General features: G+C 59.2%; 11 protein-coding genes. 8 read left to right on the top strand and 3 right to left on the bottom strand.

The annotated features are described in order from the left end of the window. Window positions 1-3 precede the first annotated feature (3 nt). From HQN82_RS23030 to HQN82_RS23000, 7 genes are all read left to right on the top strand, one after another. Window positions 4-762 carry an alpha/beta fold hydrolase gene (locus HQN82_RS23030; protein ID WP_022563956.1) on the top strand — a complete coding sequence of 253 codons (759 nt, stop codon included), beginning with the start codon at window positions 4-6 and terminating at the stop codon, window positions 760-762. 204 nt (window positions 763-966) lie between these two features. Then, complete coding sequence (locus tag HQN82_RS23025; protein WP_022563955.1) at window positions 967-2013, top strand: alpha/beta fold hydrolase; 1047 nt, start codon at window positions 967-969, stop codon at window positions 2011-2013. Window positions 2014-2107: 94 nt separating this feature from the next. Next, a complete protein-coding gene (locus tag HQN82_RS23020; RefSeq protein WP_022563954.1) occupies window positions 2108-2848 on the top strand; it encodes a response regulator in 741 nt (246 codons plus the stop codon). After that, window positions 2845-4188 carry an ATP-binding protein gene (locus tag HQN82_RS23015; RefSeq protein WP_034497764.1) on the top strand — a complete coding sequence of 448 codons (1344 nt, stop codon included), beginning with the start codon at window positions 2845-2847 and terminating at the stop codon, window positions 4186-4188. The genes HQN82_RS23020 and HQN82_RS23015 overlap by 4 nt, the downstream gene beginning before the upstream one ends. 116 nt (window positions 4189-4304) lie before the next feature. Further along, the gene (locus HQN82_RS23010; protein WP_108081350.1) at window positions 4305-4721 is read left to right on the top strand and encodes an organic hydroperoxide resistance protein; all 417 of its coding nucleotides are present in this window, start codon (window positions 4305-4307) and stop codon (window positions 4719-4721) included. A 289-nt stretch (window positions 4722-5010) separates the two neighbouring features. Then, entirely contained in the window at window positions 5011-6429 is a 1419-nt protein-coding gene (locus HQN82_RS23005) for an aldehyde dehydrogenase family protein (protein ID WP_034497768.1), read from the top strand. A 180-nt stretch (window positions 6430-6609) separates the two neighbouring features. Beyond that, the gene (locus HQN82_RS23000; protein WP_173615979.1) at window positions 6610-7932 is read left to right on the top strand and encodes an epoxide hydrolase family protein; all 1323 of its coding nucleotides are present in this window, start codon (window positions 6610-6612) and stop codon (window positions 7930-7932) included. Between the two features lie 117 nt (window positions 7933-8049). Here HQN82_RS23000 and HQN82_RS22995 read toward each other — a convergent pair whose 3' ends face one another. From HQN82_RS22995 to HQN82_RS22985, 3 genes are all read right to left on the bottom strand, one after another. Continuing rightward, window positions 8050-8256: a hypothetical protein gene (locus tag HQN82_RS22995; RefSeq protein WP_034497773.1), complete on the bottom strand. Its 207-nt coding sequence runs from the start codon at window positions 8254-8256 to the stop codon at window positions 8050-8052. Between the two features lie 393 nt (window positions 8257-8649). After that, complete coding sequence (locus tag HQN82_RS22990; protein WP_034497775.1) at window positions 8650-9630, bottom strand: alpha/beta fold hydrolase; 981 nt, start codon at window positions 9628-9630, stop codon at window positions 8650-8652. Between the two features lie 15 nt (window positions 9631-9645). Continuing rightward, a complete protein-coding gene (locus tag HQN82_RS22985; protein ID WP_034497777.1) occupies window positions 9646-10164 on the bottom strand; it encodes a Dps family protein in 519 nt (172 codons plus the stop codon). A 412-nt stretch (window positions 10165-10576) separates the two neighbouring features. On the opposite strand from HQN82_RS22985, the gene HQN82_RS22980 reads away from it, so the two are divergent. Continuing rightward, window positions 10577-12871 carry an FdhF/YdeP family oxidoreductase gene (locus HQN82_RS22980; RefSeq protein WP_022563947.1) on the top strand — a complete coding sequence of 765 codons (2295 nt, stop codon included), beginning with the start codon at window positions 10577-10579 and terminating at the stop codon, window positions 12869-12871. The last annotated feature ends 167 nt before the right edge of the window (window positions 12872-13038 follow it).

The following is a 13038-nucleotide window of genomic DNA, read 5'->3' as shown; positions in this document are numbered from 1 at the left end:
ACGATGCATCATCGTCTCATGCCAAGATTCGCGCTCGCCTTTGCAACCGCGCTGATTGCGTTTGCCGCACAGGCAGCGGAGGTAAAGAATATCGTCATCGTCCACGGGGCGCTTGCAGATGGTTCTGCCTGGCGCAAGGCAACGGACATCCTCGAAAGCCGTGGTTTCAACGTCACCATCGTCCAGGAACCCATCACCTCGCTTGCCGATGATGTGGCAGCAACAAACCGCGTGCTCGATCTCCAGCAGGGCCCCAGCCTGCTGGTCGGACACAGCTACAGCGGCATGGTGATTTCGGAAGCTGGCAATCGGCCCGATGTGGCGGGGCTGGTGTATGTCGCCGCCTTCCAGCCGGAAAAGGGAGAGAGCCTTCTTGACCTCGCCACAGCAAAACCACCCGCCGGAAGCGGCATAAAGCAGACGAAGGATGGCGCCTTCCTCTATTTGGATCCGGCGGTCTTTGCGCAGGATTTCGCCGCCGACCTGCCCCGCGACGAGGCTGCCTTCATGGCCAAAAGCCAGGTCTTCGCCGCCAAGGCAGCCTTCGCAGCCAAGTCGGGCGAACCAGCCTGGAAAACAAAGAAAAGCTGGTCGATCATCGCGACGCAGGACAGGTCGATCAACCCCGATCTCGAGCGTGACATGGCAAAGCGCGCCGGCAGCGCGGTGACCGAGATCGCCGGGAGCCACGCAGTCTTCGCATCCAAGCCCGAAGAGGTCGCAGACGTCATCACAGAGGCTGCCCGGCGGTCCGCGAAATAAACACGGATCTGGTGGAACGCCACCACAGCCGCTCCTGACATCGGGAGCGGCTGATCTGCATTCAGAGGGCAAGCTGAATGTATCAGTCTGTATATAGAAGGCTCGCTGCTACAAAACCATTCACATCAGGTTCGCCCGGGACACATCGGGGATACACGTACAGCGTTAACTGCCTGTCATCCAAAAAGGACAGGAGAGACGAGAATGAATTCCGAGATCAATTTCCAGCGCCGCCGGTTCTTCGGCATTGCCGCAATGACTGTTGCCGCCGTAGAGTTCGGCGCGGCGGGCCTGGCCCAGGCCAAAGGCGAGGCGCCTTCAGCTACCCCGTCAGCACCAACAGGCGAAAAAACGTCCTTTGGGCCCCTGAAGCAGGTCAAAGCGGGTGTACTCGATGTCGGTTACGCCGAAGCCGGGCCCGAGGAGGGCCCGGTCGCTCTGCTGCTGCACGGATGGCCTTATGACATCTACAGCTATGTTGACGTTGCGCCCATCCTCGCTTCGGCAGGATATCGCGTGCTTATTCCCTATCTGCGCGGATACGGCACCACACGTTTTCTTTCTGATGAAACGGCACGCAACGGGCAGCAGGCAGCACTCGCGGTTGACATGATCGCCTTTCTCGATGCCCTTGGCGTGAGACAGGCCGTCGTGGCGGGCTATGACTGGGGCGCTCGCACGGCCGATATCATGGCGGCACTCTGGCCCGAGCGCTGCACCGGCCTCGTGTCGGTCAGCGGCTATCTGATCGGCAGTCAGGAAATCAACAAAAAGCCACTTCCGCCCAGGGCGGAACTTTCCTGGTGGTATCAGTTCTACTTCGCGACGGAACGCGGCCGTGCGGGTTACGCCGCGAATACCCGCGACTTCGTTCGCCTGATCTGGCAAACGGCCTCCCCGACCTGGAAATTCACCGACGAAACCTTCAATCGTTCCGCTTCCGCGTTTGACAATCCCGACCACGTGGCGATCACCATCCATAATTACCGCTGGCGGCTGGCACTTGCCGAAGGCGAAGCCAAATATGACGACTACGAGCGCCGGCTTGCGAAACTTCCCCTCATCACGATCCCGACGATCACGCTGGAAGGTGACGCCAATGGCGCACCGCATCCGGACCCCTCCACTTACGCATCAAGGTTTTCGGGCAAGTACCAGCATCGCAATATCAGCGGCGGCATAGGGCACAACCTGCCGCAGGAAGCGCCCGAGGCATTCGCCAAGGCCGTTCTCGACGTCGCAAAGCTTTAGGCTTGCCGAAGCCCGCGAACCGTTGTCTTACTGCTGTTGGCAGCGGGCAATGCAGTAGCGGGCCACTGAAACGTCCGCACGATGAAGGCATCCAATGGAACATATCGATCACATTCTCGTCGTGGACGACGACAGGGAAATCCGGGAGCTGGTTTCCAGCTACCTGAAGAAGAACGGCTTGCGAACAACGGTGGCTGCCGACGGACGGCAGATGAGAAGTTTTCTTGACGGCAATACCGTCGATCTGATCGTGCTCGACGTGATGATGCCGGGCGATGACGGTCTGGTTCTCTGCCGTGAGTTGCGGGCCGGAAAGCACAAGGCCACGCCGGTTCTAATGCTGACTGCCCGCGATGACGAGATGGACCGGATCATCGGGCTCGAAATGGGCGCCGACGATTATCTGTCGAAGCCCTTCGCCGCCCGGGAGCTTCTCGCACGGATCAAGGCAATCCTGCGCCGCACCCGGATGTTGCCGCCCAATCTGCAAATCAGCGAAGCGGGGCAGCTCCTGACCTTTGGCGACTGGCGTCTTGACACGGTGGGCCGCCATCTGCTGGACAGGGACGGTACGACCGTGGCACTGAGCGGCGCTGAATACCGGCTTCTCAGGGTGTTCATCGATCATCCCCAGCGCGTCCTCAACCGCGACCAGTTGCTGAACCTCACACAGGGGCGCGATGCCGAAATCTTCGACAGATCGATCGATCTTCTTGTAAGCCGCGTGCGTCAGCGGCTGGGAGATGATGCGCGGGAACCCACCTACATCAAGACGGTGCGTGCGGAAGGTTATGTCTTTTCCGTTCCGGTGGAGATTTCGGAGCCAAGGGCATGAAAGGCCGGCATCTGATTGCCGGCTGGTGGCCACGCTCGTTGCGGTCCAGACTCTTTCTCATCCTGCTTGCCGGGCTTGCCATTGCCTACGGGTTGTCGTTCAGCATCCTCTTTGCCGAACGGTATATGTCTGCCAAAGCAGTCATGCTCGGGACACTGGAGCAGGACCTTGCGGTATCCATCGCCATCATAGACCGCCTGCCTGCGGAAGAGCGGGCGGGATGGGTGAACCGCCTCGGCCGCAGCAACTACCAGCTCATACTCGGTCCGGGCCTTCCCGGCGTCGCCGACATGTCCGGGCGCGGGGCAGAAATCGCGCAGAGGATCGAAGAGGCCGCCGGGCACCGGTTTCCGGTCAGGGTGGAATCCATTCCCGGCGACGGCAAGAGGCTTCAGGCTCATCTGACGCTGTCGGACGGCTCGCCCCTGACAATTGACGTAACACCACGGGGTGTCATGCCCATCGCCGAATGGCTGCCCTACGTCTTCGCCGCACAAATGGCGCTTCTCCTCCTCTGCACCTGGTTTGCCGTGCGGCAGACGACCAGACCCCTCAGCGCGCTGGCAGCCGCGGCGGAAGCGCTCGATCCGGGGGAGAAGGGGTTGCCGATGAGTGAGAGCGGCCCGAGCGAAGTTGCCCACGCGGCTCGTGCATTCAACGCCATGCGCGATCGCGTCGCACAATATCTTGAAGAACGCGTGCAAATCCTCGCGGCGATTTCACACGACCTGCAGACGCCCATCACTCGAATGCGGCTGCGGGCCGATATGGCTGATGATACGCCGGAAAAGGAAAAGCTGGTCAGTGACCTGCGTGAAATCGAACGTCTGGTGCAGGACGGGATCGCTTATGCGCGCAGCGCCCACGGCAACGGCGAGAAGTCCTCTCGCATCGATCTGGCATCCTTCATCGACAGCATCGCCTACGACTATCAGGATACCGGAAAGGCGGTCACGGTTTCAGGCATTGTGCGCGGCACGGCGTCTACAAAACCGCACGCATTGCGACGGATACTCACGAATTTCATAGATAACGCCCTCAAATTTGCTGGCAGTGCCGAAATAAAAGTGGATCGGCATGCTGAAGGCGCCGTTGTCATCACGGTGCTCGACAAAGGACCGGGCATTCCCGACGAGATGCTGCACAACGCCATGCAGCCATTCTTCCGGATTGAAACATCGAGAAATCGCGACACGGGCGGAACGGGCCTCGGGCTTGCGATTGCGCAGCAGCTTGCCGGAACGATCGGCGGCGCGGTACGCCTCTATAACAGGCAGGGTGGCGGGCTGGCGGCCGAGGTTTCTTTTCCCTCACACGAAGGCAGGCCGAGCACCTCGTAACGCGCCGATACGTTTCGATACAGTTTCGCGTTTTCCGGAAACATGGCCGATACGCTGATCCCTCACAAAGCTCCTATCGCAAAACGCCGCGGCAGCGGCAATCAAAGGAGCCTCCCATGACCAGAATCGAGATTGTTCTTTATACGGGCAAGACCCGCACGACCGGCGGCCGTGACGGATCGGCGCAAAGCGACGACGGCGCGCTTTCCATCAAACTCTCGCCTCCGGGCAGCGGCAAGCCGGGAACCAATCCCGAACAGCTTTTTGCGGCAGGCTGGTCGGCATGTTTCATCGGCGCAATGACAAAGGCAGCGGCCAGGCGCCAGCTTCGCCTTCCGGCTGACACCGCCGTCGATGCTGAGGTTGACCTCGGCACGACGGGTGGCGAGTTCTTCCTGCAGGCCCGCCTGTCCGTCAGCATGCCGGGCATCGATCGTGCCACGGCGCAGGCGATCGTCGAGGATGCGCACCAGATCTGCCCGTACTCCAAGGCAACGAGGGGAAACATCGATGTCACACTCAAACTCGCATAAACCGCTTTTCCGCCCGCGTTGGCTCGTCATCGCCCTCGTGCTCTCGGCAATATTCGCGGTGTCCTGTGTCTATGACGCAAGTTCAGACGAGCCTTCGCCGCTTGCGGGACTTCTGGGCGCGCTTTCAGCGATGTGACCCTGGGAGCGGCTCGGCGCATGTCGCAGCCGCTTCACACTTTCACCTCCGCGTGCCCCTCCAATCCACTTACGGAAGTTCCTTTGGGGGCAGTTCGCCGCGTTACGCTGCGACCATCGAACCGAACTTCCGACCTTCAATGAGGCCAGATCAATGCGAACAATAGAACAGATCTACGTCGACGGTGAATTTGTCATCCCGGTCGGCGATGAGCGGCTGGACCTTTTCAATCCGGCAACCGAAGAAAAAATCGGCGAGGTCCGTCTCGGCAACACCCATGATGCAAGGGCGGCGGTGGCAGCTGCAAAACGCGCTTTTCCGGCCATGGCGGCCTCGACCAAGATGCAGCGTATCGATATGCTGCGCAGCTTGCGCGATGTGGTCGCCGAGAGGCCGGATGAGCTTGCGCAAGCCATGACCGAAGAATACGGCGCACCCGCTTATTTTACGGCGTTCTCTGTTCAGAACGCCGCTTCAGTTTTTGATGTGATGGCCGAGACCGTTAGGAACTACGACTTTGACCGTGTTGTGGGCAAAAGCACGGTCAGGATGCTGCCCCGCGGCGTTCTTGCCGCTATCACACCTTGGAATAGCAATTTCGGATTTATCGCCACCAAGGTTGCCCACGCGATCGGCTCCGGTTCGTCCCTCGTCATCAAACCGGCAGAACAGAGCGCATTTCAGACGGATTTATTCCTGAGGAGGCTGCACCGGGCCGGCCTTCCGGCGGGGGTCTTCAATGTCATTAACGGCACGGGGCCCGTGGTCGGTGCGGCGCTGACGCAGAATCCCGACGTTGCGACCGTCAGTTTCACCGGCTCCACTCAGGCCGCAAAAATAATTCAGCGCTCCGCGATCGACGGCATGAAAAGATTGGTTCTTGAGCTCGGAGGAAAGGCGCCCACAATCATCCTTCCGGACGCCAACCTCGAAACGGCGATCCCTGTTGCCCTGATGTCAGGTTTTGCAAACAGCGGTCAGGCCTGCGTCGCGGGCACCCGCATCATCGCCCCTCGGTCCCGCCTTACAGAGATTTCGGAGAAGCTCCGGATGGAGACTGGGAAATTCAAGGTCGGCAACCCCCGCGATCCGGAGGTTCGGATAGGACCTCTCGCGAACGCTGCGCAGTGGGAGAGGATTCAGGCCTATATCCGACTCGGCATCGACGAAGGGGCGACCCTGCTGACGGGCGGCACCGGGCGGCCGGCTGGAATGGAAAAGGGCTGGTTCGCCCGTCCAACAATCTTTGCCGGGGTCAGGAACGACATGCGCATCGCCCGCGAGGAGATCTTCGGCCCGGTCCTCTGCCTTATTGCCTATGACAACGAAGACGAGGCCATCGAGATCGCTAATGACAGCGATTATGGACTTCAGGCATATGTGCTCGGATCCGACCTCAGGCGCGCCGAAAAAATTGCCGAAAGGTTGGTGGCAGGCCGTGTCGTCATCAACGGCGCTCCTCATGATCCCCGCGCGCCCTTTGGCGGTTTCAAACAGTCTGGCATTGGCAGGGAAATCGGTGCCTTCGGCCTCGATGGTATGCTCGAACCGCGCGCCATTCTCACTCCGTGACACCAATTTTTTCCAAGCCGATACCGGCGCGCTCCGGTCTGCTGCACGCCGCAGCGTCAGCCGTCTGAAAGCCGACGTTCGGTGACGCAACACCAGGTCGAACCTAGCAGCCGGGACACGAGCAACATCTACCAGTCTCGGGTGCGAATAATTGCAAAAACTCATCATATGGAGAGAAATATGACCTACATACTTCATCCGGCGGAAACCGGGCGCGGCACAGCGATGGTGCTTGGGTCTGCCATAGCCGTACTGATGGCCTTTTTCCCGGCCCTGGCAGCGGAAACTGCCAAACCATCCCAATCACAGACAGCCCGGGAAGACGATAGCATTCACCCGTTCCAAGTGCATATTGACCAATCACAGATTGACGACCTCAAGGCGAGAATCAAAAATGCACGCTGGCCGGACAGGGAGACTGTGGGGGATATCTCCCAGGGCATCCAGCTCTCGCGGGTTCAGGACCTCGTTCGATACTGGGGCAGCGCCTATGACTGGCGAAACGCCGAGAACGAGCTCAACGCATTGCCTCAGTTTATCACCAGTATCGACGGTGTAGACATCCACTTTATTCATGTGCGCTCACGCCACCCCAATGCCCTGCCTGTCATCCTTACCCATGGCTGGCCGGGTTCAATCTTCGAGTTCACGAAGGTTATCGGCCCGCTGACGGATCCGACCGCTTATGGGGGCAAAGCCGAAGACGCATTCGATGTGATCATTCCGTCGATACCCGGTTATGGTTTTTCAGGTCATCCAACAGATCTCGGCTGGGGACCGGATCGTGTTGCACGCGCTTGGGACGTTCTAGTGAAGCGTTTGGGCTACACACGTTATGTCTCCCAAGGTGGCGACCATGGCTCGGTCATTTCCGATGCTCTCGCACGCCAAGCTCCGAAGGGTCTGCTTGGCATCCACCTCAATATGCCGGCCACAGTTCCCGGAACGCTGATGAGGGGTATCAGCAGCGGTGACGCTGCGCCGGCAGATCTCTCGCCTCTCGAACGAGATGCCTACAACGCTCTGCAGACGTTTTTCGGCAGAAACGCTGCTTACGGCGCGATGATGGTCACGCGACCGCAGACGATCGGATATTCTCTCTCGGACTCTCCCATTGGTCTCGCATCGTTCATCTATGAGAAGTTCGCGCAGTGGAGCGACAGCAATGGTGAACCCGAAAGTGTTCTTTCAAGGGACGAGATGCTCAACGATATCACCTTATACTGGTTGACCAACAGCGGCGCCTCTGGCGCACGCTTCTATTGGGAAAACAACAACAACAACTTCAGCGCGGACGCCCAGAAGACCCGCGACATTAAGATCCCCGTCGGTATCACGGTGTTTCCCAAGGAGATCTACCAGGCGCCCGAGAGCTGGAGCAGGCAGGCCTATCCGTCACTCGCCTATTATCATCAGGTGGATCACGGCGGGCATTTTGCAGCCTGGGAGCAGCCCGATATTTTCTCCCGTGAGCTGCGGGGAGCTTTCCGAAAACTGCGCTGAATCCCGTCAGACAAGCGCGGGATCAGCCCGCGCTTCACCACCTATTGCGTCTGGTCTTTCTATAACGCAAAGAAGCCGCCCCCGATTTGGGGCGGCTTTATACCAAGCCGAGCCATTTCAGGCGGCAGCAGCAATCCGTTCCTTCATCCACTGATCCAGCGACAGTCGCAGGGTTAAACGTTCGACCTCATCGGTTGAGGCAATTCCAATCAGGTATCTTGCGGCATCGACGGCCATGGCGCAGCCGATCGGAAGACGATTATCTTCGCAAAACTCATTTAAAACCTTGCGGATCTCCAGGAGCGATACGACTTCGTTGGACATCACGGTTCTCCATACTTGATAGCGACGTTGTGCCAATCGATGGGCAAGTCTTGTGTCTGGAGTTTTTCGTCAAAAGCCGGGAATGTTACCCGGATGTAGTTTCACCGGTTTGCGATACAATAAACGACTGTCAACGGTGGCGATCGACGCACACGGCTGGCACTTTGGTGCTGGGACTTGACCGAGACTGCTTCAGCCCGGCGTCGCCCTCAATATCCCGCCCTGTTCTGCACGAGAGCGGAAGCTCAAGCTGGATATCCTCCATCTCCGGCAGGCTCGCGATCCCGTCACGAAGGAGAGGAGTTTCATCAGCTGGTCTGAACGGCATCGAAATCTCCTTCTCCGCGGGAACCGGCCGCCGCCCGCTTTCGCTGGCAGCGGCGCCTTACGCGATCAGCCTTTCACAAAAGCCAGCAGATCGGGATTGATAACGTCTGCATGGGTGGTGAGCATACCATGCGGGTAACCTTTATACACCTTCAGCGTCCCGTTCTTCAGAAGCTTGACCGACAATTCGGCGGAGGCCGCAATCGGCACGACCTGATCGTCATCGCCGTGAAGGACAAGCGTGGGCACCGAGATTGCCTTCAGGTCTTCCGTCTGATCGGTTTCCGAGAAAGCCTTCACGCCATCGTAATGGGCCTTGGCGCTACCCATCATGCCCTGACGCCACCAGTTCTGGATAACACCGGGATAGACCTTCGCGTCCGGACGATTGAAACCGTAGAAGGGGCCGGTCGGGACATCTAGGAAGAATTGGGCGCGATTATCGGCGACGCCCTTGCGGAAACTGTCGAAGACTTCGATCGGCAGGCCGCCGGGATTGGAATGCGTCTTCAGCATCAGCGGCGGAACAGCGGAGACGAGCACGGCCTTGGCGACACGGCCGTGCGGCTCGCCGAATTTTGCGACATAGCGGGCGACTTCGCCACCGCCTGTTGAGTGCCCGATATGAACCGCATTTCTGAGATCGAGATGTTCGACGACGGCAAAGGCATCGGCGGCGTAATGATCCATGTCGTGCCCATCGCTCACCTGCTCCGACCGGCCGTGGCCGCGGCGGTCATGCGCCACGACGCGATAACCGTTCTCTACAAAGAACAGCATCTGCGCGTCCCAGTCGTCGGATGACAATGGCCAGCCATGATGGAAGACGATCGGTTGGGCATCCTTCGGGCCCCAGTCCTTGAAATAGATATTGACGCCGTCCTTGGTCTTTACGAATGATTCAGTCATTGGAAATGCTCCTTCGGTGGGAGATGGGGTGGAGTTTGAAAAAGCTGTCGATGGTATGGCCATCGCCGTGGAAAGTGCCGCGCCCGCCAGCAGCAGGTGCCGTCTGGAAAGCGCGAGCTCGATGAGATTGCCGGCCATTTCCTTGTCCTGCGTTCAGCGCGCATGGCGCGTGGTTTCAAACAGAAACCATGTGCGCCGCTCGGTCTCGTCGATCCAGTTCTCGATCAGACTGGTGGTCGCGTGGTCGTTGAGGTCGGAGGTAAGGCTGTGCGTTTGCCGAAGGATGGCGGTCAGCTGTTTGTTATCCTCGCGCAGTTCGGCAAGCATATCCTCAGGCGTGACGAAGTCGGCGTCATTATCGAGGAGGCGCTGGAGGCGAGCGATATGTCCGATGGAGCGGATGGTGGTACCGCCGATCTTGCGCGCCCTTTCGGCGATGTCGTCGGTCATGGCAAAGATCTGGGCGCCCTGTTCGTCAAGCAGCGTGTGATAGTCGCGGAAATGCGGACCGGAAACATGCCAGTGGAAGTTCTTGGTCTTGACGTAGAGCGTAAAGACATCCGCCAGCAGGGCGGTCAACGCCGCGGCAATGTCGCGGCTTGCCTCCGCTCCGAGATCGGTCGGGGTTGCAAGTGGAAGCTTGCGGTTTCTGGAAGCTGTTGTCGTGTCCATGATCGTTCTCCTTTGGCACTTGACCGCCCGTTGTTGAGCGTCCCTGTTGCGGCTGTCTGATCGGCCTCGAGAATAGGGAGAAGAAAGGGTGAGGAGAAATCGGCTGCTGGTACAGTCTACCCGATACCTAAGTGTAGTTTCGGCTAGCGCCGGCCCGGGATAACGTTTGCCCGTCGCCCCGCCCCTCGGCGATTGGCTCACAGAAGCCAGAAGCTCCGGCGTCCCCTCCCCGGAGCCGCGGATCTCCCTCCCGATCCGCAAAAGGCCGCCCCCGCCGCAGGAGGCGGCCTTTTCGTTTCGCCCTCTGGTGAGCAGGCAACCTATGCATGAGTATAATGTTTAAGCTTGCGTACGTGGGCTACCGTCGTTGCCCACGACAATCGCCAGGCTGCAAAATCGAAGGACTTCCTACATGACAGAACAACGCCCGGAAGGTATCGAAAAATATGATCATCCCGCCGGCGGCTGGGATGCGTTGAAAGCCGTCGCGAAAACCCTCGCCCACCAGCAGATCGTCGCCCAGGGCACCATGACGCTGCTCAAGGCAAATCAACCCGAAGGCTTCGACTGTCCCGGCTGCGCCTGGCCCGATCCCAAACACACCTCATCGTTCGAATTTTGCGAAAACGGCGCCAAGGCGATCACATGGGAATCGACCGCCAAACGATCCGGACCTGAATTTTTCGCACAGCACACGGTCTCCGAATTGTGGCAGTGGACCGACCACAAGCTCGAGGATGCCGGAAGGCTGACCCTTCCGCTGCATTACAAAGCCGAGAGTGATCGCTATGAGCCGATCGCCTGGGACGATGCATTCCGCCTGATCGCGCAGGAGCTCAACAAGCTTGGTGACCCAGACATGGCGGAGTTTTACACGTCAGGCCGGGCGTCCAACGAGGCTGCTTTTCTCTATCAGCTTTTCGTGCGCGCCTTCGGGACGAATAATTTTCCCGATTGTTCCAACATGTGCCATGAGGCAACCAGCGTCGGCCTTCCGAAATCCATCGGCGTCGGCAAAGGCACAGTGACGCTGGAGGACTTCGATCATGCGGATGCGATCTTCAGCTTCGGCCATAATCCGGGCACCAATCATCCCCGCATGATGACGACGCTGCACAATGCCGCAAAACGCGGTGTGCCGATCGTCGTTTTTAATCCGTTGAAGGAACGGGCTCTGGAGCGTTTCGCCGCGCCGCAGGACCCGATCGAAATGGCGACGCTCTCTTCCACTCCGATCGCCTCCGCCTATTATCAGCTGCGCACCGGCGGCGATCTCGCCGCCCTGAAGGGCATCATGAAGGCAGTGTTTCAAATGGATGCGGAAAGCCTCGATGCAGGCGGAGCCGGCGCACTGGACCGGGCCTTCATCGAGCAACATACCTCAGGCCTCGACGTGCTGCGCAGCGATATCGACGCCACCTCATGGGATACGATCTGCTCGGTCAGCGGGCTGACGAGGGAGGCGCTAGAGAGCGCTGCCCGGGTTTACGTGAACGCCTCCAATGTCATTATCTGTTACGGCATGGGTATAACACAGCACGCCAAGGGTACGAGCAATGTCCAGCAGATTGCCAATCTATTGCTTCTGCGCGGCAATATGGGCCGCCAGGGTGCGGGGATAGCGCCCATTCGCGGTCATTCCAATGTTCAGGGCGATCGCACTGTCGGCATCACCGAAATCCCGAACAAGGCGCTGCTGGATGGCATGGAACGCGCCTTCGGTTTTCGCCCCTCCGCCGAAAAAGGCCACAATGCCATAGAAGCCGTCGAGGCAATCATCGCCGGAAAATCCCGGGCGCTCATCTGCCTTGGCGGAAACCTCGCCGTCGCTATGTCGGATACCGCCGCGACCTTCGAAGGTATGCGCAAACTCGATCTCGCTGTCCACATTGCAACGAAGCTCAATCGCTCGCATCTTCTGACGGCACGGACATCGCTGATTTTGCCCTGTTTCGGGCGAACCGATCTGGATACACAAGCCTCCGGCCCGCAGGCGGTGACCGTCGAGGATTCCATGTCGATGGTGCATGCCTCACGCGGTTTCCTCAAACCGCCAGGCGAACTTGTGCGGTCGGAGCCCGCAATCATCGCCGGCATCGCCAAGGCAACCATCGGAAACCGTCACGGCATTGACTGGGACTGGCTGATTGCCGATTACGATCGCATCCGCGACAAGATCGAAGAGGTCTTCCCTGACTTCAGGGATTTCAATAGCCGGGTCCGCGTGAAGGGCGGCTTCCGCCTTGATGTCGCAGCCTCCTTCCGCCGCTGGAACACGGAGAGCGGCAAGGCCAATTTCCTTGTCGCCACCGGGATCGAGGAAGATCCGCTGATCTCCAATCCGGACGCCCTCGTGCTGACGACCATCCGCAGCCACGACCAGTACAATACAACGATCTACGGCATGGATGACCGTTATCGCGGCGTCTTCGGTCGCAGGGACGTCATCTTCATGAATCGGCAGGACCTCGCCGAACGGGGCCTGAAGGATGGCGACCGCATCGATATTCACGGTATCGCCAAAGACAGTGAGGGGCGCCACCTCGTTCAGGGTTTCACGGCTGTTGAGTACGATATCCCGAAAGGCTCGGCAGCGGGTTATTATCCCGAGATGAATGCGGTGGTGGCGCTAGACCGTTATGATCGCCTTTCGGGAACGCCCTCCTATAAAGGCGTACCGATTACGGTGAGTGCAGCAGCTGTCTGACGAGCCAAGGGCCGGTGCGCATTGCAGAGGCCATGGGTGCCTGTGGACGACAGGTCCTGGATGCATATTTTTGCATATGGCCCCGCACCCATTTCCCGCTATCCTGATGTTAAGAGGGCGGTGGCAACCAAGACCTATGTATAGGTCAGGTTGTGCTGAAAAAACCG

The organism is Agrobacterium pusense (assembly GCF_013285525.1).
Classification (GTDB): Bacteria; Pseudomonadota; Alphaproteobacteria; order Rhizobiales; family Rhizobiaceae; genus Agrobacterium; species Agrobacterium pusense.
The sequence above is the reverse complement of the archived record's forward strand: the minus strand, read 5'-3'. Positions and strand labels throughout refer to the sequence as shown.